Raw genomic sequence first — 24,420 nt, 5'->3', positions numbered from 1 at the left:
ACTATATAGTGGGCAAACGTGTGTGTCAAGTGGACCCAATTTAGAGAATCAAGGCTACCCCGACTAGCAAAACCGCTTGCTGGCTTGTCGCAGTCTTGGAGTACCACGCAGTGGGCCAACCACAAGCCAAGGTTACCTGGAACGTGTCGAGTTGGGCGTTCAATGCAAGGGTCTGCCTGCCTCGGGCAAGGGAGAATTTCAAAAGGTCCGTGCTCTCCGGCTTATACTCGCGATATCCCAATTGCAGGCTGACCGACCAGGTAGGAAGCAACTGCAACTTGGCCGAAATTCCCAATTTCAGCTCCCTATCGGTATCGGACCCCAGATTTACAAAGTCCAACGCCCCCTGGAATTTCAACAGATGCAGCTGATTGGCATCATCATAGGTTGGAGAGCTGAAAGAGAAACCCCAATCGAGGGTCTTCAGCAAGGAATCCATACTGACCACCAGTGATTGCTCTGCACTGCCGTAGGCAAGCTGGTCGCTGACCACCCCCATCTTGAACCAACGATAATCCAACAGGATCCCGACGCCGAATGTTACGCTGGACAGATCGTCCACCGCTTCATACCGGCCGACGGTGGTCTCGACAAAGTAATCGAGCAAAATTCGATCGTCCTGGATTTTTACCAAGCTCCGTTCACTGACTGCCGAAGCACGTGCAGTTACACCGAACGAGAAAACGGAACGCGATGTGGCCCAGTCGAACTGAAAGAGTGTGGTTCTCTTCCCCACATATTCGGAGGCATCGGAAAACAGTTGGCGATTCTCCAAGGTGTTCCTGTTCTGGATCGAGAAGGCAAGGCTTCCGGAAATAAAGGAAATCGCCCAATCGGCTACAGGCTCTTCCAATCGTGCAGCAAACGGAGAGAGCGTGAAATTCGAAGCATCCAATGCATCCTGGAAACGGGCGGAGGCCAAAAATGAAGTATCCTTGTCCTTCTCCAAACCAAGCAAGGCCGGGTTTGCCAAAAAGGAATCGCTTTCATAGTCAAGGGAAAGCCCGGCGTCGGCCATACCCCAGGCAGAGCCGGAAGCCAAGTCCAAAGGGAGCGAAAACGCGTTCGTCATGCAGAGAATCGAGACAAGCAGGACCAGCATCACCTTTTTGGACATCGTCATACCTCACTCAGACCAAGCATAGCAAAAAATGAAACAACACGCCACCAGTTGTTTGCAAACCTTCTGGATGTGAAGTACCATACACGTATGAAAACCCTAGCAGCACTCCTACAGTCGATAGGCATCGAAGATGCGATGCAAGACGATTCCATACTCATCCAAACCATAAGCCAGCACTCGAAGCAATGCAAACCCAACTCCGTGTTTTTCGCCTTTCATGGACTGAGAACCGATGGGATTCTCTATATCCAAGAGGCGATCGAACAAGGGGCTGTCTGCATTATCAGTGAACGGGACCTCTCCCTGCTGCCGATTCCCGCACACATCCGTTGGTACCAAGTCAAGAAGCCCCATACCGCCTTTGCACGTATGTGTTCCGCTTTCTACGACCGACCGCAGGACAAGCTGGGAATCATCGGGGTGAGCGGCACCGACGGAAAGAGCACCACCTGCGACTATCTCTACCAGCTGCTGCAAAAGAACGGCGTAAAAGCAGGTTTGCTCACCACCGTAAGCATCGACGATGGGTCGACCAAGGTCGACTCTCCCTATCGGCAAAGCACGCCCGAGCCCGACCAGTTGCACGCCTTTTTGCATCGTTGTGTTGAAAACAAGGTTGAAAAGGTCGTTCTGGAATGCACCAGCCACGCCTTGAGCAGCACCTTCGACCGGTTGGCGGGCATCGAGTTCGATGCTGCCATCGTTACCAAAGTAACCAGCGAACACCTGGAGTTTCACCACAGTCTTGAGGAGTACACCCAGGCTAAAGTCAACCTGGTACGAGCCCTCAAGGATGGAGGCTTGTTTATATCAAGCACCGACAACGCCAAACTGGAATACTTCACCGCCGCTCTGAGGAGCACCACCAAAGCACTCATCCTGGGCAAGGATGTGCCCTTTCGCATCGAGTTCATGGGGTACCAGGGCGTATTGGTTGACATTCTGGGACAACGCATCCAGACACCGCTGCTCTTGCCCAGCTTGGCCACCAACGCACTTTTGGCAATTTTTTGTGCAAGCCATCTGACCGGCATCAAGGAAGAGACCCTGCTTCCCCTTATCAAAACCCTCCAGCCGGTCAAGGGCCGAATGCACCTGATCGAGAACTCACTGGGCTTGCGGGTCATCATCGACTTTGCCCACACCGCCGATGCCTACGAAGGAATTTTCTTCTTTGCAAAGCGGACGAGCGAGGGAGGAGACATCATTGCCGTCTTTGGTTGCGCAGGGGAAAGGGACGCCTCAAAGCGATCCCCGATGGGCAGGATTGCGAACAAGTACTGCTCAACAATCATCCTCACCGAGGAAGACCCCCGCAGGGAGGGTAATCAGGCGATTTTCTCCGACCTCCGCTTTCACATGAACAATCCTGCCTGCACAGTGTGGGAGATTGAGAGTCGTCGGGAGGCTATCCGAAAGGCAATCTCGATTGCACAGTCCGGCGACACCCTTCTCTTTTTAGGAAAGGGTCATGAAAAGACCATAGAGCGGATGGACGCAAAAATCAGCTGGGACGAAGTCGCAGAAGTACAGGCCGCCCTGCGTCTACAAGAGGAGAAGAGACTATGACCATAGCCCTCGTCTATGGAGGAAGGTCAGCCGAACACGATGTCTCCATCTGTAGCGCAAAAACCATGCATCAAGCACTCAGGCAGGCAGGCTTTTCGGTGCTTCTCATCGCCATCACCCTCGAAGGCCGATGGTACCTCCAACAAGCCGAGGTGAGCAAACACATCTCAACAGACAAGCCTGTTTTTGCAGCCGCCGGCCTCGGTTTTTTTGTCGGCGATGCAAAGCTTGCCATCGACGCGGTATTCGCCACCACCCACGGATATGGAGGCGAGGACGGCAACCTGCAAGGTCTCTGCATGCTCTCGAGGCTGCCATTGTGCGGCTGCGACACCGTCTGTAGTGCTCTTGGGATGCACAAATACCTGGCCGCAGTAGTATTTGAAAGCGAGCACATCCCAACCGTACCCACCTTGGTGCTGACCAAAGAACAGGTGCAAGACGGGCCATTCGACCAACTGCTTGTGCAATCGCAAAGCAAACTCGGCCCCGATTTGTTCGTGAAGCCAGAAAACAGTGGATCATCAGTAGGCGTCAGCGCCTTGATGAAGAGCGATCTCCAATCGTTTCAGGATGCTGTGAAACTGGCAGGGGTATACAGCGAACGTGTTCTTGTACAGCAGCTCATCCATCCTTTGCTGGAAGTGGAGACGGCGGTGTTACAGACATCTGACCGGGGTCTGGTCATTGCGGGACCCGGTTTGGTTGTGGATCCTGCCAAACAGAACGTCGGATATCTCAGCTATGAGCACAAATACGGACAGGTTGACCCTGCACATATCAGAATACCCAGCGGTTTGGATGCGGGCATTGAATGCACCATCATCGAGTATGCCAGAAAAGCCTTTCTTGCAATCAAGGGGGACGGGTACGCCCGCATCGACTTCTTTGTAAGTGGAAATCGAATCTATCTCAATGAAATCAATACCTCTCCCGGTATGACCGGCACAAGCCACTACCCCGCCCTGATGGCAAGCATCGGGTATGACCTTCCCACCATTTGCAGGCACTTGGTTGCCGACGCCCTCAAGCGCAATGCCGAGGAACGGCAACGAATCTATACTCCTCCGAGGCGGTAAGGCCTATGGAAACCGTTATTTTCCACGTTGACATGGATGCTTTCTATGCCGCCGTTGAAGTATTGGACAACCCTGACTACCGGGATACGTGCCTGCTCATCGGAGGCCTGGGAAAACGCTCGGTTGTAGCCACCGCCAGTTATGCCGCCCGCGCATACGGGGTGCACTCGGCGATGCCGATGGCCCAAGCCTTGCGGCTCTGCCCCCAGGCCATCGTGGTGGAACCCCGCATGGAGCGCTACAGCCAGGTGAGCAGGCAGGTCATGGAAATCCTCAAATCCTTTTCCAGTGATGTGCACCAGATTTCCATCGATGAGGCATTTTTGGATATGAGCGGAACCTTTCGACTGTTCGGGCTCCCCCGTGAGGCGGGAAGATTGCTCAAGGAGCGGGTGAAACAGGAGACAGGGCTGAACATCTCGGTAGGAATAGGACCCAGCAGGTTCATAGCCAAAATGGCCAGTGATTACGACAAACCCGATGGACTATGCAGGGTCTCGATGGGCAAGGAGATAGCCTTCATTGATGCAGTGGGGCTCAAAAAGTTGTGGGGAGTAGGAAAAGTCACCCAGCAACAGCTGGCAAAGCATCACATAACATCCACAGCGGAACTCAGGACATACAGCGAACAAACCCTGCAGAGCTTGTTCGGACGGAGCATGGGGCATTTTCTGTATCTTGCCTGCCGCGGCATCGACCCCGGCATTTTCAAGGAGGAAGCCAAAAGCCACTCCATCTCCACCGAGACAACCTTCATCGAGGATGTAACCACCTCTGAAGTGCTCGAGCAGACACTTCTGTGGATGAGCCACGAAGTCATGTTCCGTTCGCTGGATGAGAAACAAATGGGACGCACCGTCGGTCTGAAACTACGTTTTCCCGACTTTACCACCTTCACGGTGCAGGTCACCCCGCAGTCGACCATTTACAGCGCAGAACAGATATACCAGCATGCGAAAATGCTCTTGCAGCAAAAATGGAGCGAAGGCAGGCCGGTCAGGCTCATCGGCCTCGGGCTCTATCAGTTGTACAGTGGTGAACGACCTCTGCAGGAAGAGCTCTTTGAAGATCCATACGAGAAGAAGAGGCGATTGGAGCAAGTGGTGTTGAAGTTGCAGAAAGAGGGGAAGCAAGTCGTCAAGGCAACCAATCTGGAACGAAAAGGCAAGATGACCGGCGGCAATGAAAAAGTGCAGGAATAGGGGAAAGGGCAGCTGTCGACATCACGAAACGACGGCCATCACGCATGCTTGTTCCTTTATATCTTAGTACTTTACTATTTTTTGTTATTTCTATAACACAACTAGGTAAAATTCTGAGTAAACCACCTGGCCGATCAAAAGTGCTACGCATCGTGCGTGCAGCACGCTGACTGATCTGTGTTGGACTGGGTTTTGCAGACATCCTGCTTCCAATGCCGCCCGCCACCCATCTTCTGCTTTTGAAAACCCGGTCAGAGCGTATGTACCTTGGCAAGGCGGCTGAGAGTGACCATGCACAGAAAGAGCAACAACAAGATGCAGAGCTGCATCAGCGGCATCCACTGCAGGCCCACTGCAGATCCGAGTACGCCGAAAAGAGGCGGGGTGATTGTACTTCCTACGTATGCACTAGCCATCTGCAAACCGATGATGCGCTGACTATCCTCGATGGAGAACCTTCGAGGGGTCTCGTGGATCATGCTGGGAAAAACAGGAGCACATCCCAAGCCCAACATCAAGAGCGAGTATCCGGCAAACGGAAGCGGCGATATGAAGAGAAACGCCAAGGCGAACAGACACAATGCCAAGCCGATATAAATCAACTTGGTATTGGAGAGCCGCATCGATACGAATCCGCTTATCATTCTTCCGCTTGTTATCCCGAAAAAGAAGAGTGAGCCGTACAGGGCGGCCCGCGTTGCGGCCAAGCCCTTCACTTCTACAAGATAGCTGACCGCCCACAGTCCGGTGGACACCTCCAAGGCACAATACAGGAAGAAACCCAGCAGGGCGAAGGGAAGTGCCTTGTGCCTGGTGCGCTTGGTCTTGCAGCTCTCATGCGAATGTGCAACTTGCTTGGCAGGTCGCTCAAACAAGGGAATCGAGGCAAGCAGGGCTAGAACCAACAGCATTTGCAAAGCAGCCAGGGTGCGATACCCCGCCCTATAGCTTAGTTGCAAGGAGAGAACCAGGCCCATCACAGCCGGTCCTGCAGTCGCTCCCAACCCCCAGAACGAGTGAAGCCAATTCATGTGCCTTGCCTCATAGTGCAGTGCAACGTAGTTGTTCAGAGCAGAATCGACCGAACCGGCTCCCAGCCCGAGCGGGATGGCACAGAGCAGGAGAGAGGGCAGTGTCGATGAGATTGAGTAGCCGAAGAGGGCCAACGATGTCATCAGTACGCTCACCAACGTTACTTTGCCTGTTCCAAACCGGTTGATCAATCGATAACTGAGCAGTGCTGAAGCTACCGTGCCTATGGAGCCTGCAGCGCCCAACAAGCCTGCGCTTGCCAAAGGAAGCCCGAGCTCCAGGCGCATGACAGGCCATACGCTGCCCAACACCCCGTCGGGAAGACCAAGGCTGATGAAGGCCAGATAGATGAGAATAAGCAGCAGCATGTCAGGCTCCTATCGTAGAGAAATACATGACGACCACGACCGAAAGCACGATGCGATAGATGCCGAAAGCTGAGAAGTCATGGCTCCTAACATAGGCGATGAGGGCTTTGATGCAGGCCAGGGAGACGAGAAAGGAGCTGACAAACCCGACTCCAAGCAAGAGATACTCCTCTGCCGAGTAGGAGAAGCCAAGCTTGAGGAGCTTCAACAGGGACGCCCCTGCCATGATTGGGATTGCCATGAAAAAAGAGAACCTGGCGGCTACCTGCCGCTCCAGGCCGATGACGATGCCTCCCAGGATTGTCGAGCCTGAACGGCTGGTTCCCGGAACAAGGGCAAGCATCTGGAAAAAGCCGAGCAGCAGGGCATCCGTATAGGTGAGGGAATCGAGGTCCTTCACCCGCTTCGGTGCTCTTCCAATGCTGCTTTTCTCCAAAAACAGATAGAGCACCCCGTAGACAAAGAGGGCAAGGGCGATGACCGGCCAGCGATACAGATGCGCATCCATGTAGTCATCGAGCAGAACCCCTGCAATACCGGCGGGAATGGTTGCTATCAGGACTTTGACCCAAAGCAGATAGGTTGCCGTCCGCTGCTGCTTGCTCTTTCGAAAGGAGAAAGGATTGAGCGTGGAAAAGTAAAGTACGACAACAGCCAAAATGGAGGCCAGTTGGATGATGACCATGAACAGCTCTCTGGCATGCTCGCCAAGGTTGATGTGAAGCACCTCGTCCAAAAGCAGCAGGTGCCCTGTCGAGCTGATGGGCAGCCATTCGGTGATTCCCTGTACAACACCCAAAACCAAAGCCTTCAGAATCTCGACCATACATAACCCTCCAAACTGAAGCAAGTCTAGAGCAATCTTCAACGGTTTACAAGGTTGATAAATGCCGCAGCTCTCAGTCAGACCACCTTGTACTGATTCCCTGCAAGTGGTAGATTTGCCTTAGGGGGAGGACCATGGCTCTGCATATTGTCCTGTTTGAACCAGAAATTCCGCAAAATACCGGAAACATCGCCCGTACCTGTGCAGCGGTCGGGGCGACGTTGCATCTGGTTCATCCACTGGGTTTCAGCCTCTCTGAAAAGCATCTGAAGCGTGCCGGCCTCGATTACTGGCCGTTGCTGACGCTTCGCGAATATTCGGGCATCGAGGAATTCATGGAACAGAAAGGGACAGAAAACCTCTACTTTTTCACCACCAAAGCCCAACGGATATATGCCGAGGTCTCATACCCGGAGGAAACCTACCTTGTATTCGGCAAGGAGAGTGAGGGAATTCCCGAGACCATCCTCGTAGACCATCAAAACAGCTGTGTACGCATACCCATGCGCAGCCAAGCGCGCAGTTTGAACCTTTCCAACAGTGTGGCCATCGCTACCTACGAATATCTCAGGCAGGCTCAGTTTCCCGACCTTGGCAGAACGGGAACACTGCATCGCCTAGCTTGGAAGGAGTGAGCATGCAGAAGCTCGGAATCATTGGATGCGGCAACATGGGAGGGGCCATAGCACAAAGCCTTCCCGACGGGGCGGTCGTCTATGACAGCGACCAACAGAAAATGGAAGTCCTTACCCGGTTTCCCGGTATCGAAGCGGCCTCCAGTCTTGAGGATCTGCTCGACCGATCACAGCGTGTCCTGCTTGCCGTAAAACCGCAGATACTCCCCTCCCTCTATCCGATACTCAGAAAGCACAACAGCAGTGAAAAAGCTTGGATATCGATAGCTGCAGGAGTTCCTCTTGCGGTTTTGGCAGAGGAGCTTGGAAGTGACCAGGTGGTACGCTTCATGCCCAATATCGCTGCATCACAAAAGGCGGCAGTGACAGCCTATGCAGCACATCCCAACTGCTGGGCGGAAAACCTTGCCTATGCAAGGGACATCGCTCAGTCTTTCGGACAGGCCTTTCATCTGAATGAGAGTCAGTTCTCCGCATTCATCGGCATCAGCGGGTCGGCCATCGCTTTCATGCTGCAATTCTGCCATGCGCTCAGCATGGGAGGGGTCAGGGAGGGCATTCCCTATCCACAGGCTCTTGAGATAGTCAGCGCAACAATGAACAGCACGAACGCCTTGCTTTCCACTTCCAAACAACACCCGGTCGCACTGGCCACCATGGTGTGTTCAGCGGGAGGGACCACCATCGAGGGAATGCAGGCCCTCTGTGAAGGGGCCTTTGATGCGGTGGTGATGCAAGCAGTCGAGGCTAGTTGCAGCAAATCAAAAGCGATGGAAGAACGGGCATTGCTTGGTCGAGAAATTACAGGGAAGAGGTGAAAGAAACAGCATGATTGATTTGAAAGAGTTGAAAGCCAGGCGCGATGAGATTGCTCAGAACATTCGCGTACGAAATATGAGCGTTGATATCGATGCAATCATTGAATTGCAGGAAAAGCGTTCAGCTTTGATGCAGGAAGTAGAAAACCTGAGAGCACAACGCAATGAGAATGCACAGAAAATGAAAGGCAAGCTCGACTCCCAGGCCAGGACAACCTTGATCGCCGAAGGCAAAAGCCTGAAGGAGAGCATCGCCTCGGTCGAAGAGCAGCTGAATGCAATCGACAAAGCCTTCAGTGAGCAGGCTGGAACCATTCCAAACTACGCCCATCCCGATGCTCCAGTGGGAAAAGAGGACAAGGACAACACCGCAATCAAGTTTGTGGGAGACATCCCTCATTTCACCTTCAAGGCCAAGGACCATGTGCAGCTTGGGGAATCGCTGGATCTCATCGATTTCGATACCGCAACCAGGGTTTCGGGTCCAAAGTTTTATTACCTCAAGCGAGAAGCGGTGATCCTGCAGATGGCTCTTGAGCGATATGCAATGGATATCGTGATCAAGCATGGGTTCACCCCTTTCATCACCCCCGATATCGCCAAGGAAGAGATCCTTTCGGGCATCGGGTTCAATCCTCGTGGAGAGGAGAGCAACATCTACACCATCGAGGGTACCGGAGCTTGCCTGGTTGGAACAGCGGAGATTACCTTGGGCGGCTACTATGCCGATCAGATTCTCGAGCGCGAACAACTACCGATAAAGATGGCCGGGCTGTCCCACTGTTTCCGTCGTGAAGCAGGAGGTGCAGGACAGTATTCCAAGGGTCTGTACCGCGTACACCAGTTCTCCAAGCTGGAGATGTTCATCTACTGCCTGCCCGAGCAATCGGATGCATACCACCAGCAGCTGTTGTCGATCGAGGAAGAGATTTTCAGCGGTCTGGGTCTTGCCTACCGTGTTGTCGATACCTGCACAGGAGATCTTGGGGCTCCCGCCTATCGCAAGTTCGACATTGAAGCCTGGATGCCCGGCCGGGGTGAGAACGGTGAGTATGGCGAGGTGACATCCACCAGCAACTGCACCGACTACCAGGCGCGCTCCCTGTCCATTCGATACCGCGATGAAAACGGGAAAACCCAATTTGTACATATGCTCAACGGAACCGCCATCGCCCTCAGTCGTGCCATGGTGGCCATCCTTGAGAACTACCAAACCGAGGATGGGTCGGTGCTCATTCCCCAATCCTTGGTGCCGTACACCGGCTTCACCAAGATCGAGGCGAAAGCCTAAGGAAGGAAAACAATGCTTACAAGCGCCTTGGTAACCGATTTCTATGAATTGACCATGATGCAAGGGTACTATTTGAACAAGCACAACCCCGAGGTCGTCTTTGATATGTTCTACCGCACAAACCCCTTCGAAGGAGGGTATGTGGTATTTGCCGGCCTGCACGACCTGGTGGATAAACTTGAGGCTTTGCAATTCAGTGATACGGATATCGAGTATCTTGGCAGCTTGGGCATGTTTGACTCCTCGTTCCTCGAGTATCTGAGAACATACCGGTTCGAAGGGGACATCTTCGCCGTCGAGGAAGGGACTGTGGTATTCCCCTCAGAACCTTTGCTGCGGGTGCATACAAACCTCATTGAGGCCCAGCTTATCGAAGGGCTTCTGCTCAATACCCTGAACTTCCAGAGCCTGATAGCAACCAAGGCTTCCCGCATGGCCTTGGCCAGCAATCGCGGCACCTTGATGGAATTCGGACTGAGAAGGGCTCAGGGAGGCGATGGCGCACTGTCGGCAAGCAGGGCAGCATTCATCGGAGGTTGCCAGGTCACCAGCAACACACTGGCTGGAAAGGTTTTCCATATTCCGGTGGCTGGAACCATGGCCCACTCCTGGATCATGAGTTATCCCAGCGAATTGGAATCATTTCGTGCCTATGCAAAGCTCTACCCTGACAACACCGTACTGCTCATCGATACCTATGACACCTTGGGATCGGGTATCGACAATGCCATCATCGTCGGGCTTGAACAGCAAAAGAAAGGGAAATCCATCGGGGTGCGCATCGACAGCGGCGACCTTTCCTACCTTCCCCGGGTTATTCGCAAGAAACTCGACGATGCCGGCCTTACGGATGCAAAAATCGTAGTCTCCAACGATTTGACGGAGGAAATTGTGCAGACATTGGTGCACGACGAGGTTCCCATCAACAGCTGGGGAATCGGAACGCACCTGGTGACCGGAGGAAGCCAAGCTTCGCTCAACGGGGTGTATAAACTCGCTGCAAAGCAGAATGCCGATGGAACAATCGTTCCCACCATGAAAATCTCCAACAGCTTTGAGAAGACCACCAATCCGGGCATCAAGCAGGTCTATCGGTTTTATGATGCTGAAGGCGGAGCGATAGCCGACCTTGTGACACTGCATCACGAGCAGATAGTCACCGGTAAAAAGTATACGTTCTACCATCCCTTCGCCGAGGCTGATTTCTTTGAGATGCAAAGCGACCGCTATACCCGCTGTGAGCCGCTTCTCAAAACAATCATGCTGGAAGGCAGACGTGTGACGGAGAAACCCTCCCTGCAGCAGATTCAAGCATATGCACAAAAAAGCCTTGAAACATTTCACAAGAGCTATTTGCGGCAAATCAATCCGCATATCTACAAAGTCAGTCTCTCCTCCAAGCTTAAAAAGTTGAAGATGGACCTCTTGGTCGCCCAGCGCAGGAAGGCGAAGGACGAGCAGTAACTCACATTCGCTCGACAGCAAACCGCAGAGCCGTCCTCAACAGGGCGGCTCTTGTGTTCCTGCAATTGTCCAGATAAATCTCCCTGTGCGCCGTCCCCACTCTTCTCAGGCCGTGTTCGTCACAAAAGGCTTGCATTCTTGCCATACTTGCAACTTCATCCTTATAGGAACCGGTATGCAGAGCAGTGACACACAATCCCTCTTCGAGCAATCCAAGGTGGACGGAAGCAGTGGAAAGTCCTTGCTTGAATGCTACTTGGTCGCGCACCTGCAGGAAAAGCTCCTCGTTCAGCCAGTCAGGTTGGGCGATCATTGCCGACCACTGCCAGGTCCTCCGGTTCTCTGTTTCCAAGGGCACCCACAGGCACTCGAGCGGGGAGACGGCAAAGCTTTGATAGAGACGATGCCTGCCGAACTCAGCCTGCAAGGTAGTGCTGATGGCATAGAGCATCTGGACCGCCAGTTCATAGGCTTCGTCCTCGGCCTTACCCTCCCCGTCAACGATGCAGTAGACCTGTTGAGGAGCGTAGACCAACGAGGGTTCTTTTTTGGGATTGTAGAGTTCTTTGAGAGCTTTTCTTACATCATACTCAATCAAGCGGACCTCCTTGTCAGAGGCAAAGCTCGATGGCTGTTGCCAAAGCCTGGGCTACACGCTGTCGATATTGCGGTGATACCAGGTTGCGTGCATCCTCTTCATTGGTTAGAAACCCGACCTCCACCAGCACGGACGGCATCCTGCTGGCATTCAGGACATAGATATCACGCTCCTTCACGCCCCTGTTGCGGCTGGTGACCAGTCTCTCGGACAATGTCTTCTCAAAGTTGGAAGCCACTACAAGGTTTCGATGGTTGAGCAATCGATTGAGTGAAAGAAGCGAATGCGAAGAAAACAGGCTGATGTTCTCAATCGGGGTTTTCTCATCGAGAAATGTCACCCGCTTGTTCTGTTGCTTGGTCAGGATCTCAAATCCTGAAGCTTCCTTGGTCTGTGCACTATTGACATGGATGGAGACAAAGAGCGCACTGCTTTGGGCTTTGAGGCTCTGTGAGTATGCCACCTCGCAACGTTGTTCTAGCGTTAGGTAGGTATCGTCGCTACGGGTCATGACCAACTGCAAATCCGGGTGGGAGACCGCCAGCAGTGCATGCAGGCGCTTGGTTATGTCCAGCGTCAAATCCCGCTCATACACAGTCCCCCCGGCGAAACTCCATGCATAGGAGGCTCCAGGGTCGTGACCTCCGTGTCCGGCATCCAGGATAATGGTTTTCACCGGATAGGAAAAAGGGTCGGCAGCGGCAGAAAGAGGAGAACACACCACAAGCAATACCATCAGAAAAAGTACCTTCTTCACGCATCCTCCTTGGGCCAACGGGCGCAGAGCTCTGCAAAATCAAGTTTTTGCAGCCAAAGCATGCGTTTCTTCACTTCCGTCTGATAGACTTCCTTGTCGAAAAACCCTTTGTATTTTCTTGCAACATTCTTTGCATTGATCTTCTGCACCGAGAGCGCCTTGGTATAGCACCTGAGGTACCCCTCTGCCTCGCTGCGGTCTTCAATGACGCTTTCTCGGTCGGGAAACTGCACCATCAACGCACTGTTGATCGAGACGGTATATCCGAGCAGGTGGCAACGAATTCCCCAATCCAAAGCCTGCCAATACTCGCTGTGGATAGCCTCATCAAAACCCCTGAGCCGTTGAAACAAGGCGCGGTCATACAAGCCCAGGCACATGAAAGGATAGAGGGAAGGAAGACTGACAGCCCTATCCAGACTGGGAAAACCGGAATCGGGATCCAAATGCCGGCCACACATGCGCGGCATCCTTCGACAGGGGATGATTTCGCGGTAGGCGTTGGCAACCACGGCTGAGAAGGCTGCCGGATGGTCGCTTTGGGTCATGGCATCCAAGAGAGTCGGGCCATCGAAGGTTACCAGCAACAAGTCGGAACGAACAATGAGAAACAGATTGGTCCTGCACTCGTTTGCAACCGCATTCACTTTTTCTCCGGTAAAGGTATGACTGGTGAAAACCAGGAAGGTCACATCCTTGTATGCTTCCTGCATGAGCCCCAGATCAAAACGTCCTTCCTGGGTTACTACATGCAGGCTGTAATTCATCTCACGGGTATACCAATCCAGGCAGTTGGTCAGCTGTTCGAGGTTTCCAGTATCGAGAATACCGATGGCAAGCTGTTCGGTATTGTGCAACCGAGTGACCCTGCTGCCGAGCTCTTGCTTTCTACGGTATATTCGATAGTTATTCAACATCGTCGAGCAACACCAAATCCTCTGGACGGAAAATCATGTCCTTGTAGCCTGTTCCTAGAATCCGTTGGATATCCTTGCTGCTATGTCCGGCAACACTGGCAATATCGGTACTGTTCAAATAGGGAACAGCCTTGGCAAACGGCTTTCCATCCGTTGAACAAACCTGAATGACATCTCCCTCGGAGAAAACCCCATGCACCCGAACCACCCCTTTGGGAAGCAGGCTTTTTTTGGAGAGCAGTGCTTGTTTTGCTCCATCATCCACCTCGATGGATCCCTGATGGGAGTTGTTGAGAATCCACCGCTCCCGCTGACTGAGCCGTTTGGTCGGATGGATGTAGGTTCCCAGCGCTTCTGATTCCAAAAGCCTCGGCAAGGCATTCTCCTCGTAGCCGCTGGCAATGATGGTTGCACACCCGGCAACTGCTGCAATTTTGGCAGCCAGGAGCTTGGTCTTCATTCCACCGGTTGAATAGGTCGATCCTGCTCCACCAGCATATGCAAGAATTTTCTCATCCAACAACTCGATCTCACTGAGCAGCTGTGCATTGGTGTCCTTTTTAGGGTCTGCAGTATACAGCCCGGTGATATCGGTGAGGATGATCAACAAATCAGCGTCGATCTTGCTGGCGACCATGGCACTCATGCGGTCGTTGTCCCCGAAAGCAGAACCAATTTCGGCTGTGCTCACCACGTCATTCTCATTGAAAACAGGCACCACGCCCAAATCCAGCAGGGTGAAAACACTATTGCGGAGGTTTACGTAGGTAAGACGGTTGTTCAAATCCTTGCGGGTCAGCAGGATCTGCGAGCAAACCAGGCCATGCTTCTTGAATGCCCTGCGGTAACTGGACATCAACAGCGGTTGTCCGATCGAAGCACACGCCTGACGCATTGCAACCTGCTTGACCGGTCCCTTCAGGTGCAGCTCTTTCGCCCCCATGCCGATGGCCCCGCTGGAAACCAGGAGGACTTGGTAATTCTTTTTCATCAAACAAGCAATCTGTTCAACGATGGAGTCGATGCGGGTCTCGTCGATTCCATCCTTGCAGCTGAGCAGATTGGTTCCCACCTTCAGCACGATACGTTTCACATCCGCCAAATCACGACTCATACCTCTTCTCCTGAAAGCATTGAGTGGCCGTCGCAGGCAAGCTCTTGATGCAGAAACGGCTTGGGAACCGCCCCTGCATAGGTAGAAACCACCTGGCCGGTTCCGCGTACCAGATACTTGGTACTCATCAAACCTTCCAAGCCTACCGGACCGCGGGCATGAATTTTTGCCGTACTGATACCTACCTCCGCTCCGAGACCGAATCGATACCCGTCTGAAAACCTGGTCGAGCAGTTCGCAAAGACATCGGCACTGTCGACTTGTGTAAAGAATGTTCTAACCGCCTGGGAATCCTCACTGACAATGGCATCGGTATGGTGCGACCCATACTCCTCAATATGCTCGATCGCCTGCTGTAGTGAGTCCACGACATGAATATTCACCTCGTTCTGCAAATACTCCCGCTCCCAATCGCCTTGCTCGTAGGGTATGGCCTGGATGCAGGAACAGACGACGCTGTCCCCATGGATGACAACATTTCCCTCAGCCAGTCTCCTGGCCAGAGGCTGGAGCACTTGTTTTGCCATCTTCTGATGCACAAGTATGGTTTCCACGGCATTGCAGGCGGCAGGATACTGTGTCTTGGAGTCAAAGGCAATTTCAACAGCCTTGTCCAAATCGGCTTTCTCATCGATATAGAGATGACAGATCCCATCTGCATGGCCGAGCACGGGAATCGATGTGTGCTCCATCACATACTTGACAAATTGATTGCTGCCGCGGGGAATGAGCAGGTCGATCTCATCCTCCATACCCAGAATCTGATCCACATCGCCGTGGCTTTCCAGGAGGGTCAACCAAGCATCACCGAGTGTGGATGATGCGCAGCTTTGCTTGATGACCTCCACCAGCGCAGTATTGGTTCGCTGTGCCTCCCTCCCCCCTTTCAGGATGATTCCATTGCCGCTTTTCAAGCACAAGGAGACTATCTGGATGAGAGCATCGGGCCGTGCTTCGAATATCATGCCGATCACCCCGATGGGGAACGTAACCTGCTCAAGGAGCAGGCCGGTATCGAGCAGCCTGCGCTGCTTGACCTTGCCGATCGGATCGTCAAGTTGGGCCACTTGCCTCAGGCCGGCAAGGGAGGCTTCAAGCTTCTCCTGTGAGAAAACCAGGCGCTTGATCAATGATTCTTTCTGTCCATTTTCCCGCGCAGAACGGACATCTTCCTGGTTTGCAGATGCAATGACGGGATATGCTGTTCGCAGATTCTCTGCCATCGCAAGCAAAAGGGCGTTTCTCTCTTCCTGCCTGCTGGCGGCCAAGCGCTTGGAACTCGCCCTCAGATCACGAATCCGCTGGTGTAATGCATGTTTATCCATTCTTCAGGTCCTTTATCGTACTAACTATAACAGTAAACTGAATGGGCAAAGGTATCAAGGTGAAAAGAGATGGCCAAATGGGCAAAATCCGATTGCACTTTTAAAAATACAATGGTAAACTGCAACCATTCGCAACACCAAGGAGCTTTCCTATGAAGATTCGTTCGCTGCTTATATGCTTTCTTTTGCTGCCGGCCCTCCTCTTTGCCCAAGCTTCATCAGAGTCTGCCATGGACAATTCCGACTACTACACGGCCACCGATGCAAATAACCGCACGCTCAAGCTTGCACAAAAGCCTTCTCATATCCTGATCGCCGGCAAAGCCGGCAATATGCCTGCCAATGCGTTGTTTTTATTCGAAGAAGTGGAAAGCATGGACATTACCCTGCCCAAAACCGACCAAGGGTTGGGCGATTTCTTTGCCTTCATCAGACCCGGACTGGACCAGAAGCCGCGCATCAGCCAGACGGCAAGTGCTGAGGAGATTGCCAGCAAAAACAGTGATTTGGTACTCATGAAAGCCACCCACTATGAATCCACTGCAAAAAAACTCGACCAGCTGGGCATTCCCAACTACACCATGAACCTTGAGAGTTATGAGGACTGGAAGAACGAACTCAGAGAGCTGGGAAAGCTGCTGAAGAACACCGTCCGAGCCGAACAGCTGATCAATCTCTACGAGACGCAGGTCCGATTCATCACCGACAGGGTCAAAGGCTTGAAAGAGGAAGAGAAAGTAAGAATCCTGCTGTTGCAGGCTGAACGTTCCGATGCAACCTATGCCTATAAAATCGCTCCCGATTCCTGGATGCAGACATGGATGGTGGAGACCGTCGGTGCAATTCCTGTCTACAAGGGTGCCAACAAGGCAGCCAACGGCTGGTCGACGGTCAGCTTCGAACAAATTGCTGCCTGGAACCCCGAGCTGGTCATTCTCGTCAGCTACAAGGATGCCAGCTACAAGTACGTGAAGGCTGTGCAGGAATCAGGGGTCTGGGCCAATCTGGACGCAGTGAAAAACGGCCGGGTAAAAGCAAGTCCTCACGATATGATGAACTACATCCAGCCTGTCGCTTCCTGGATATTGGGTCTGCAGTGGTTGGCAAAGGAGGCATATCCTGCTTTGTTTGCCGACTTGGATATGGAAGCACAAGTAAGGCGCTTCTATCAGGATTTCTACAATATAACAGACGAGGGGAAGCTTGATGTACTGCTTGACCTGTACCGATCGTCGGTGGCAATCAACACGTTATGAATGCCGCCCCCTTCTACAGAGTCGAGCAAAAACGGCGGGGCATCCGGCTGTCGCTCTTGTTGGTGGCAACCATCGCCCTCTCCGTCCTCTTTCTCTTTGCCGGCCGATATCCTAAACCCGGCTTTACCTTTCCCTCGGATTGGACCGATCCGATGGTCAACACCATAGTGCTTCAGGTCCGCCTTCCCAGGATCCTGCTGGCCCTGCTGGCAGGAGCCATGCTCAGTGCCAGCGGATTCACCTTCCAGATGCTGTTCTCAAATCCGTTGGTCGAACCTGGTTTTCTAGGGGTCAGCCAAGGCTCCGCTTTCGGTGCCGCCCTGATGATTGTGCTGGGTACGGGCAGCAGCGTTCTTGTCCAGCTCAGCGCCACATTCTTCGGCCTTACCGCCTTATTGGCTTCCTATCTCTTGTCCAAGCGTTTTCGCTTCGGAGGTGCACTGCTGCGTCTGGTACTCAGCGGTATCGCAGTCTCGGCCATCTACTCCAGCGCCTTGGGCGTGGTCAAGATTGTAGCGGAACCGACAAAAGACCTGCAGGACATCACGTTTTGGATGATGGGAGGACTATGGAATGCAACCTGGAACCAGATCTTCTCGATTCTCAGCATTGTGGTAGCCTGCCTGGTCATCCTGTTTTGCTATCGCTGGAAGCTCAATCTGCTTTCACTGCAGGAGAAAACCTCCTTCAGCGTAGGGCTCAACCCCAAGCGCGACAGGCTCATCCTGCTGATCGTTGCCACAGTGGGAACCACGCTGACCATCTCGATTACCGGCCTGATCGGCTGGGTCGGCTTGATCACCCCCCATCTGGGTCGCAAACTTTTTGGCTCGGACAGCTCCTACAGCTTCCCCGCATCCATGATTCTCGGCTCCCTCTTTTTACTGCTCTGTGATACCATAGGCAGGACGCTGCTGCCTACCGAAATTCCCATCGGCCTTCTGACCAGCTTTTTGGGAGCCTTCGTCTTCATCATCATCCTCTCGCTCAAGCATCAGGAGGGGAAAGCATGAAAGTTCTTGAGCTGGATCAGATCAGCTATACGTATCCAGGGGGGACCCAAGCCCTGGATTCTGTCTCCTTCACTGTAGAACAAGGGCAGTCGGTGGCGATTCTTGGTTCCAACGGAGCCGGCAAATCGACACTGCTCGACCTGCTGCTCGGGTGGAACAAAGCCAGAGGCATCTCCCTTTTCGGCAAGGAGCTTACCGAATACGGACGCAAGGAACTGGGAAGAAATCTCGCCTTGGTACCCCAAAGCGAGCACTACAACTTCTCCTTCACCCTGCTTGAATACACACTCTTCGGACGCAGTCCCTACCTTTCCCAGATGGGCACACCGACAGAGGAGGATGCCGCAATCGCCGTGGAAGCATTGGGGGAAGTAGGACTGGAGGCCTATCAGGACCGTCCGATCACCAGCCTCTCCGGTGGGGAGCACCAGCTGCTGCTACTGGCCCGCGCAATTGCCCAGCAAAGCCGGATTCTGCTGTTGGACGAACCGACCAGCGCCCTCGACCCTGCAAACCGGATGCGCGTCATCTCGATCCTCAAGAATCTCTTTGAGAAAGGAAAAACCCTGCTCTTCACCACGCACGATGCAAATTTGGCCTATGAGCTGGCCACCCACGTCGCCATGCTCAAAAAAGGTCGACTGCTCTGCTATGGACCCAAGGAGGAGACGGTGACATCAGAGATGCTCACCACCCTCTACGGAATACCTTTGAAAGTCGGGTCAATAGAGGGCAGGACGCTTATTTATTGAGCTCAAGGGGTACAAATGAAAACGATCGGACATCAAAGAGCCCCATATCGGTGAGTTTGTAGGTGGGTATCACCGGAAGCGACATGAAGCACAAGGTCATGAAGGGATCGATGTCCTTGCTGACATGAAGCTCACTGGTGGCGATTCGGTGCAGGGTATCCAGATTCCGGGCTATTTCAGGTCCGTTTCCGGTGCTCATCAATCCTGCGACGGGTTGGGCGAAAAATGCAAGGATTCTCCCCTGCTTCGCAATCACCATACCGCCGCCGCTGCCGACCAGGTGCGATACACACAAACTCATGTCATCATCGTTGTCTCCTGCTACGATGATGTTGTGCGAATCGTGGGCGACGGAGGTTGCCATCGCCCCGCCTTTCAGACCATAGCCCCGAAGCAAGGCAAGTGCAACGTTTCCGGTCCCCTTGTGGCGCTCTATCACCGCCAGCTTCACAATATCCTGATTGGAATCATGCACCCACATTCCATCCACTACGGAAACCGTGGCCTCACCAGCTTCGGTGACCACGCCGCCGGGAACAATATCGATGACCCGGACGTGGGTGTCCGACAGCTTGAGTTTCAATCGCTCAGTGCTGAAACCCTTTACATCCATCCGTCCAAGCACCCGGTCATCGGGTGTGTTTGCATCAGGCTTGAGCATTCCTCCATCCTGGGCGACCAATTTGCCTCCGATATAGACCTGGTGCATCGTAAACTCCGTCAAATCGTTGCACAGGCAGAAATCAGCTCGAAGCCCGGGCGCAATCGCCCCCCTGTCACTGAGATGATAGCAATCACAGCTATTGATCGTGGCCATGCAGATGGCTTCGATCGGATCCAGGCCCGCACCTACAGCAAGCCGGACATTGTTGTTGATATGGCCTTCACTGAGGATGCTCTTGGGTTGTCGATCGTCGGTGCAGAACATGCACCGTCTGCTGTTGCACTCGTTCACCCCGCCAAGCAGTCCAAGCACATTGTTGCATGCCGAGCCTTCCCGAAGCATCACATACATGCCGCGTCGAACTCTCTCCTTGAGCTCCTCGGTCGTTTCGCACTCATGATCGGTTCTGATTCCGGCGGCGCAATAGGCATCCAAAGCAGAACCATGAATGGCAGGACTATGACCGTCAATGATTTTTTTCGCTTTTTTTGCTTCCCGGATCTTGTCCAGCACCAGCGAGGAACCGTTGACGACCCCCGGATAATCCATCATCTCCCCCAGTCCGAGCACCCGCTCATGCTGCAAAGGTGCAACCAGATCGGCAGCGTGCATTACGGCTCCGCTGTGTTCGAAGGTGGTTGCAGGAACACAGGAAGGGACCATGAAAAAGGCCTGCAAAGCGATGTTTTCTGAGGCATCGAGCATGTAGGAAAGCCCGTCAAGCCCGCAGACGTTGCAAATTTCGTGCGGATCGGCGATGACTGTCGTCGTCCCGCAGGGAACGACAAGGTTGCTGAACTCTGCAGGCGTTGCATGACTGGACTCTATATGGACATGACTGTCGATCAAGCCGGGAATCAAATAGCATCGCCGGGCATCCACTATCAAGCGGGCCCTTCCCTCCCCCGGTTGGGCATACCCGGTAAAATATCCTTCGCTTATCAGCACATCCGCTTCAAACCACTCTTTATTATACACATCCAAGACACGGGCATTGGTAATGCAGAGTTGGGCTTCTTTTCGTAGTGAGGCGGTCGCAATCACCTCGCTCAGCACATCCAAAGAATCCATAAGCTCTCCTTTTTGGCAACATATTGCAACGTATTTTTCTTAGTGTACCATCTCGACAGGAATCTTCAAGGAAAAAAGTGACGTTTTCCTGCTCCTCTTTTTAGATAATCCTAGAGATTTTTAAGTATATAGCAAAATTATCGAAATATATTTATCCACATTGCTGACAATGCACTGGTAAATTGGGTTAAATAACAAATCCGACGATTTTTCTGTACGAGATGCAGCATTTGGGATAGAATGTTCATATTCAAAACATCTGCAAGGAGTGCATCGATGGAAAAGTTTTTCAAGCTCAAGGAACGAAAAACGACCGTCAAGACTGAAGTTATGGCAGGGATTACCACGTTCCTCACCATGGCTTACATTCTTGCCGTCAACCCTGGCATCCTTTCCGACGCCGGAATGGATTTCTCAAAGGTATTTGCAGCAACCGCCATTGCCTCTGCAATTGCCACCTTGGTCATGGCCCTTTTGGCCAACCTGCCGTTCGCCCTCGCCCCAGGCATGGGACTGAACGCCTTCCTCGCCTATACCGTCGTGTTGGGCATGGGATACAGCTGGCAGTTCGCGCTTACCGCAGTATTCGTGGAAGGTATCATCTTCCTGATTCTTACTGCAGCAAACATCCGCGAAGCCATCGTCAACAGCATCCCTGCAAACCTGAAGAGAGCAATCGGTGTTGGTATCGGCCTCTTCATCGCCTTCATCGGCATGCAGAATGCAGGTATCATCGTTGACGGCGCCACCTTGGTTTCCCTCAATGCCGACTGGTTCAAGGGAGCCCCCGGTCTTGCCATGATCGGTCTTCTGATCACCGGCGTCCTGCTCGCCTACAAGGTAAACGGCGCTCTCTTGATCGGTATCATCATCACCACGATTATCGGCATTCCTTTTGGAATCACCAAGTACGCCGGCGGTTCTTTTGTACCTCCCGCCCCCTACTTCTTCCCCTTTGAATTCTCCAACATCCTGAGCATCGACTTTGTCGTCATCATGTTCACCTTCCTCTTTGTTGACATGTTCGACACCGTTGGAACCCTGATCGGCTGCGCAACCAAGGCTGACATGATCCAGAAAGACGGCTCGATTCCCAACTGCAAGGAAGCCTTGTTTGCAGACGCAGTCGGAACAACCGTTGGTGCTATGCTTGGCACTTCCACGGTAACAACATTCGTAGAGTCTTCAGCCGGCGTCGTCGAGGGCGGCCGCACCGGTCTTACCGCACTGGTTGTGGCAATTCTGTTTGCTCTCTCGCTGTTCCTCGAACCGTTGTTCGGCTCGATTCCCAGTGCTGCCACCGCTCCTGCTTTGATCATCGTCGGTGTCATGATGATGAGCCCGGTCAAGGATATCGAATGGAGCGAGATGACCGAAGCAATCCCCGCCTTCCTCACCATGATTTTCATGATCGTTGCCTACAGCATCGCCGATGGTATCATGTTCGGTATCGTCTCCTACGTGCTGCTCAAGCTATTGACCAAGAAGACCGGCGAGATATCCAAGATGACTTGGGTTGTATTTGGCTTGTTCGTGCTCAAGATTGTCTTTGGCGCTCTCTAAAAGCTTTTAGCTCTGTTCTTATCGGACCTCCTGCATGGGAGGTCCTTACTTTTGCATCTACCCATCGCGAATCTTCTACGCTACAATAACAAGGCCAAGGAGCAATGGATGCGTACCAACCTTTTTTCTCTCGATACAAGCAAGACATACCTGGTCACCGGAGCAGCCGGTTTCATCGGGTTTCACCTGACCCGCAGGTTATTGGACCGAGGCTGTTCGGTCATCGGCCTTGACAATCTGAACGACTACTATGAAGTGAGTCTCAAAGAGGAGCGGTTGAGGCTGCTTGCCTGCGACAACTTCTACTTTTACAAGGCAGATCTTGCCGACAAGAAGGCGCTCGACGACATCTTTGCGACGCACACTATCGATTATGTCATCAATCTGGCGGCACAGGCTGGAGTAAGGTACAGCATCGACAATCCCTATGCATACCTCCAGTCGAACCTGGTTGGTTTTCTCAACATTTTGGAGGCCTGCCGCCACTCTCAGGTCAAGCACCTTGTCTATGCCTCCTCCTCCTCGGTATATGGACTTAACAGCAAGATTCCCTACTCGACCAAAGACAAGGTGGACCATCCGGTGAGCCTCTATGCAGCGACGAAAAAATCGAATGAGCTGATGGCCCACGCCTATACGCATCTCTACCGGATTCCTTCCACGGGGCTGCGCTTCTTCACCGTCTACGGTCCCTTTGGAAGACCTGACATGGCCTACTTCTCCTTTGCCAAACGAATCATGGAAGGCAAGAGCATCAAGGTCTTCAATCACGGGGACATGTGGCGTGATTTCACCTATGTCGATGACATCATCACCGCCATCGAGCGAATCATCCCCAATCCTCCCGAGGAAAATGAGGCGAAAGACCGCTACAAAGTGTACAATATCGGCAACAACAAACCGGTCAGGTTGAATACGTTCATTGAGATTCTCGAGTCCTGCCTGGGCAGGGAAGCCGTCAAGGAATACCTGCCCATGCAAAGCGGGGATGTGTACCAAACCTATGCCGATGTCTCCGACCTCATGGAGGATTTCGATTTCAAGCCGGATACTCCTCTTGAACAAGGGCTTGCATCGTTCGTGAATTGGTTCAAGAGCTACTACCAGCTCTGATACAGCACCCCAGAAAAGGACTACACTCAAGAAAAGAAAAACAGCAACATTCTTTTCATAGTTTGCTGCATACCACCACAGTGACCAAGACACAAGAGAGCGACTCTGCTAAACTGTTCATATGTACGATGTCATCATCATTGGAGGTGGAGCAGCCGGTCTCTTTGCTGCCGCGAACCTCAAGACACACAACGGCTTGGTACTCGACCATTGTCCCGAAGTGGGCAGAAAACTGCTGATAACCGGCAGCGGTCAGTGCAATCTCACCAACACCCTGCCTACCGACTCTTTTCTCACCCATTTTGGCAGCAAGCAGCAACGCAACTTCCTGTTGCCGGCACTGCAGAACTTCACCACCAAAAACCTGTACGATTGGTTTGAACAACAAGGACTGCCTCTTCTCGTCCGCGAGGACGGCAAGGTGTTTCCCAAGAGCCTGGACGCCCGCGATGTACGCTCTTTTCTGATTCGGCTCTCCAAGGTGCAAATCATTACCAATGCACACATCACATCCATCACACCCTTGGAGCAAGGGTTTCTGATTGCAACAGCGAACGCAGCGTATGAGACAAGAAACCTCATTCTTGCCACCGGCGGCATGAGTTACCCGAGAACCGGCAGCGATGGAAGCGGCTATGAATTGGCCAAAGCACTCGGACACAGCATTGTGCCTTTGAAACCAGGCCTGACTGCGATCAGCATCACCGACCATCCCTTCAGGCATCTGGCAGGAAACGCTGTACGCGATGCCTTCGTATCCTTCTACCACAGCGGCGAAAATGCTGCGTACGAGCAGAGACGAGGCGATGTCCTATTCACGCATGACGGTCTCTCCGGACCGGCGATTCTCAGCAGCTCCCGGCTCGTCAG

Annotated in this window: 22 protein-coding genes; 13 read left to right on the top strand and 9 right to left on the bottom strand. The window is 52.9% G+C overall.

The features are described from left to right. Positions 1–40: 40 nt before the first annotated feature. Positions 41–1,117: a hypothetical protein gene (locus B3F49_RS07845; protein WP_293910235.1), complete on the bottom strand. Its 1,077-nt coding sequence runs from the start codon at positions 1,115–1,117 to the stop codon at positions 41–43. Between the two features lie 93 nt (positions 1,118–1,210). Here B3F49_RS07845 and B3F49_RS07840 point away from each other — a divergent pair, with 93 nt between their 5' ends. From B3F49_RS07840 to dinB, 3 genes are read left to right on the top strand one after another with little or no spacing between them, the layout of a single operon-like run. After that, entirely contained in the window at positions 1,211–2,692 is a 1,482-nt protein-coding gene (locus tag B3F49_RS07840; protein WP_293890621.1) for a Mur ligase family protein, read from the top strand. Next, positions 2,689–3,771: a D-alanine--D-alanine ligase gene (locus B3F49_RS07835; protein WP_293910233.1), complete on the top strand. Its 1,083-nt coding sequence runs from the start codon at positions 2,689–2,691 to the stop codon at positions 3,769–3,771. The genes B3F49_RS07840 and B3F49_RS07835 overlap by 4 nt, the downstream gene beginning before the upstream one ends. A gap of 5 nt (positions 3,772–3,776) precedes the next feature. Continuing rightward, positions 3,777–4,973 carry a DNA polymerase IV gene (gene dinB / locus B3F49_RS07830; protein ID WP_293910231.1) on the top strand — a complete coding sequence of 399 codons (1,197 nt, stop codon included), beginning with the start codon at positions 3,777–3,779 and terminating at the stop codon, positions 4,971–4,973. A gap of 251 nt (positions 4,974–5,224) precedes the next feature. Here dinB and B3F49_RS07825 read toward each other — a convergent pair whose 3' ends face one another. Both B3F49_RS07825 and B3F49_RS07820 read right to left on the bottom strand, forming a co-directional pair. After that, a complete protein-coding gene (locus B3F49_RS07825; RefSeq protein WP_293910229.1) occupies positions 5,225–6,373 on the bottom strand; it encodes an MFS transporter in 1,149 nt (382 codons plus the stop codon). 1 nt (position 6,374) lies between these two features. Continuing rightward, complete coding sequence (locus tag B3F49_RS07820) at positions 6,375–7,199, bottom strand: undecaprenyl-diphosphate phosphatase (RefSeq protein WP_293910227.1); 825 nt, start codon at positions 7,197–7,199, stop codon at positions 6,375–6,377. A 134-nt stretch (positions 7,200–7,333) separates the two neighbouring features. Between B3F49_RS07820 and B3F49_RS07815 the strand changes: the two genes are divergently transcribed. From B3F49_RS07815 to B3F49_RS07800, 4 genes are read left to right on the top strand one after another with little or no spacing between them, the layout of a single operon-like run. Then, positions 7,334–7,834 carry a tRNA (cytidine(34)-2'-O)-methyltransferase gene (locus B3F49_RS07815; protein WP_293910225.1) on the top strand — a complete coding sequence of 167 codons (501 nt, stop codon included), beginning with the start codon at positions 7,334–7,336 and terminating at the stop codon, positions 7,832–7,834. A 2-nt stretch (positions 7,835–7,836) separates the two neighbouring features. Beyond that, entirely contained in the window at positions 7,837–8,652 is an 816-nt protein-coding gene (proC, locus tag B3F49_RS07810; RefSeq protein ID WP_293890639.1) for a pyrroline-5-carboxylate reductase, read from the top strand. A gap of 10 nt (positions 8,653–8,662) precedes the next feature. Further along, complete coding sequence (gene serS / locus B3F49_RS07805) at positions 8,663–9,943, top strand: serine--tRNA ligase (RefSeq protein WP_293910223.1); 1,281 nt, start codon at positions 8,663–8,665, stop codon at positions 9,941–9,943. A gap of 12 nt (positions 9,944–9,955) precedes the next feature. Beyond that, positions 9,956–11,407 (top strand): nicotinate phosphoribosyltransferase, encoded by a 1,452-nt coding sequence (locus B3F49_RS07800; protein WP_293910221.1) that lies wholly within the window; start codon positions 9,956–9,958, stop codon positions 11,405–11,407. Position 11,408: 1 nt separating this feature from the next. Here the strand turns inward: B3F49_RS07800 and B3F49_RS07795 are convergent, their stop codons facing one another. Genes B3F49_RS07795 through B3F49_RS07775 form a run of 5 tightly spaced genes read right to left on the bottom strand, consistent with a single transcriptional unit; the run spans position 11,409 to position 16,118 of the window. Continuing rightward, on the bottom strand, positions 11,409–12,005 hold the full coding sequence (locus B3F49_RS07795) for a GyrI-like domain-containing protein (protein ID WP_293910219.1): 597 nt from the start codon (positions 12,003–12,005) through the stop codon (positions 11,409–11,411). Between the two features lie 13 nt (positions 12,006–12,018). Next, complete coding sequence (locus tag B3F49_RS07790) at positions 12,019–12,762, bottom strand: N-acetylmuramoyl-L-alanine amidase family protein (RefSeq protein ID WP_293890937.1); 744 nt, start codon at positions 12,760–12,762, stop codon at positions 12,019–12,021. Then, positions 12,759–13,679, bottom strand: a complete 921-nt coding sequence (locus tag B3F49_RS07785) for a hypothetical protein (RefSeq protein ID WP_293910217.1) — start codon at positions 13,677–13,679, stop codon at positions 12,759–12,761. Before B3F49_RS07785 ends, B3F49_RS07790 begins: the two co-directional genes overlap by 4 nt. After that, complete coding sequence (gene proB, locus B3F49_RS07780; protein WP_293910215.1) at positions 13,669–14,793, bottom strand: glutamate 5-kinase; 1,125 nt, start codon at positions 14,791–14,793, stop codon at positions 13,669–13,671. Before proB ends, B3F49_RS07785 begins: the two co-directional genes overlap by 11 nt. After that, complete coding sequence (locus B3F49_RS07775) at positions 14,790–16,118, bottom strand: glutamate-5-semialdehyde dehydrogenase (protein ID WP_293910213.1); 1,329 nt, start codon at positions 16,116–16,118, stop codon at positions 14,790–14,792. Before B3F49_RS07775 ends, proB begins: the two co-directional genes overlap by 4 nt. Before the next feature lie 152 nt (positions 16,119–16,270). Between B3F49_RS07775 and B3F49_RS07770 the strand changes: the two genes are divergently transcribed. From B3F49_RS07770 to B3F49_RS07760, 3 genes are read left to right on the top strand one after another with little or no spacing between them, the layout of a single operon-like run. After that, complete coding sequence (locus B3F49_RS07770; protein WP_293910211.1) at positions 16,271–17,374, top strand: ABC transporter substrate-binding protein; 1,104 nt, start codon at positions 16,271–16,273, stop codon at positions 17,372–17,374. After that, positions 17,371–18,387: a FecCD family ABC transporter permease gene (locus B3F49_RS07765; RefSeq protein ID WP_293890952.1), complete on the top strand. Its 1,017-nt coding sequence runs from the start codon at positions 17,371–17,373 to the stop codon at positions 18,385–18,387. The genes B3F49_RS07770 and B3F49_RS07765 overlap by 4 nt, the downstream gene beginning before the upstream one ends. Then, positions 18,384–19,139 (top strand): ABC transporter ATP-binding protein, encoded by a 756-nt coding sequence (locus B3F49_RS07760; protein ID WP_293890955.1) that lies wholly within the window; start codon positions 18,384–18,386, stop codon positions 19,137–19,139. Before B3F49_RS07765 ends, B3F49_RS07760 begins: the two co-directional genes overlap by 4 nt. Here B3F49_RS07760 and ade read toward each other — a convergent pair. Then, the gene (gene ade / locus B3F49_RS07755) at positions 19,129–20,874 is read right to left on the bottom strand and encodes an adenine deaminase (RefSeq protein ID WP_293910209.1); all 1,746 of its coding nucleotides are present in this window, start codon (positions 20,872–20,874) and stop codon (positions 19,129–19,131) included. The two genes, B3F49_RS07760 and ade, sit on opposite strands and share 11 nt — an antisense overlap. A 276-nt stretch (positions 20,875–21,150) precedes the next feature. Here ade and B3F49_RS07750 point away from each other — a divergent pair, with 276 nt between their 5' ends. The 3 genes from B3F49_RS07750 to B3F49_RS07740 form a co-directional block, all read left to right on the top strand. Further along, complete coding sequence (locus B3F49_RS07750) at positions 21,151–22,437, top strand: NCS2 family permease (RefSeq protein ID WP_293890961.1); 1,287 nt, start codon at positions 21,151–21,153, stop codon at positions 22,435–22,437. Positions 22,438–22,545: 108 nt separating this feature from the next. Beyond that, complete coding sequence (locus tag B3F49_RS07745; protein ID WP_293910207.1) at positions 22,546–23,550, top strand: NAD-dependent epimerase; 1,005 nt, start codon at positions 22,546–22,548, stop codon at positions 23,548–23,550. A gap of 121 nt (positions 23,551–23,671) precedes the next feature. Continuing rightward, on the top strand, positions 23,672–24,420 hold a 749-nt coding region (locus B3F49_RS07740; protein WP_293910205.1), incomplete at its 3' end, for an aminoacetone oxidase family FAD-binding enzyme.

Origin of the sequence: Sphaerochaeta sp. UBA5836 (assembly GCF_002432845.1) — a bacterium.
GTDB lineage: Bacteria > Spirochaetota > Spirochaetia > Sphaerochaetales > Sphaerochaetaceae > Sphaerochaeta.
This window is presented reverse-complemented; position numbering and strand designations above follow the sequence as displayed.

What these genes read in the sequence shown, in the direction of transcription:
- B3F49_RS07845 (WP_293910235.1), bottom strand. Translation starts at nt 1,117, where the DNA reads ATGTCCAAAAAGGTGATGCTGGTCCTGCTTGTCTCGATTCTCTGCATG.
- B3F49_RS07840 (WP_293890621.1), top strand. Translation starts at nt 1,211, where the DNA reads ATGAAAACCCTAGCAGCACTCCTACAGTCGATAGGCATCGAAGATGCG.
- B3F49_RS07835 (WP_293910233.1), top strand. Translation starts at nt 2,689, where the DNA reads ATGACCATAGCCCTCGTCTATGGAGGAAGGTCAGCCGAACACGATGTC.
- dinB (WP_293910231.1), top strand. Translation starts at nt 3,777, where the DNA reads ATGGAAACCGTTATTTTCCACGTTGACATGGATGCTTTCTATGCCGCC.
- B3F49_RS07825 (WP_293910229.1), bottom strand. Translation starts at nt 6,373, where the DNA reads ATGCTGCTGCTTATTCTCATCTATCTGGCCTTCATCAGCCTTGGTCTT.
- B3F49_RS07820 (WP_293910227.1), bottom strand. Translation starts at nt 7,199, where the DNA reads ATGGTCGAGATTCTGAAGGCTTTGGTTTTGGGTGTTGTACAGGGAATC.
- B3F49_RS07815 (WP_293910225.1), top strand. Translation starts at nt 7,334, where the DNA reads ATGGCTCTGCATATTGTCCTGTTTGAACCAGAAATTCCGCAAAATACC.
- proC (WP_293890639.1), top strand. Translation starts at nt 7,837, where the DNA reads ATGCAGAAGCTCGGAATCATTGGATGCGGCAACATGGGAGGGGCCATA.
- serS (WP_293910223.1), top strand. Translation starts at nt 8,663, where the DNA reads ATGATTGATTTGAAAGAGTTGAAAGCCAGGCGCGATGAGATTGCTCAG.
- B3F49_RS07800 (WP_293910221.1), top strand. Translation starts at nt 9,956, where the DNA reads ATGCTTACAAGCGCCTTGGTAACCGATTTCTATGAATTGACCATGATG.
- B3F49_RS07785 (WP_293910217.1), bottom strand. Translation starts at nt 13,679, where the DNA reads ATGTTGAATAACTATCGAATATACCGTAGAAAGCAAGAGCTCGGCAGC.
- proB (WP_293910215.1), bottom strand. Translation starts at nt 14,793, where the DNA reads ATGAGTCGTGATTTGGCGGATGTGAAACGTATCGTGCTGAAGGTGGGA.
- B3F49_RS07775 (WP_293910213.1), bottom strand. Translation starts at nt 16,118, where the DNA reads ATGGATAAACATGCATTACACCAGCGGATTCGTGATCTGAGGGCGAGT.
- B3F49_RS07770 (WP_293910211.1), top strand. Translation starts at nt 16,271, where the DNA reads ATGAAGATTCGTTCGCTGCTTATATGCTTTCTTTTGCTGCCGGCCCTC.
- B3F49_RS07765 (WP_293890952.1), top strand. Translation starts at nt 17,371, where the DNA reads ATGAATGCCGCCCCCTTCTACAGAGTCGAGCAAAAACGGCGGGGCATC.
- B3F49_RS07760 (WP_293890955.1), top strand. Translation starts at nt 18,384, where the DNA reads ATGAAAGTTCTTGAGCTGGATCAGATCAGCTATACGTATCCAGGGGGG.
- ade (WP_293910209.1), bottom strand. Translation starts at nt 20,874, where the DNA reads ATGGATTCTTTGGATGTGCTGAGCGAGGTGATTGCGACCGCCTCACTA.
- B3F49_RS07750 (WP_293890961.1), top strand. Translation starts at nt 21,151, where the DNA reads ATGGAAAAGTTTTTCAAGCTCAAGGAACGAAAAACGACCGTCAAGACT.
- B3F49_RS07745 (WP_293910207.1), top strand. Translation starts at nt 22,546, where the DNA reads ATGCGTACCAACCTTTTTTCTCTCGATACAAGCAAGACATACCTGGTC.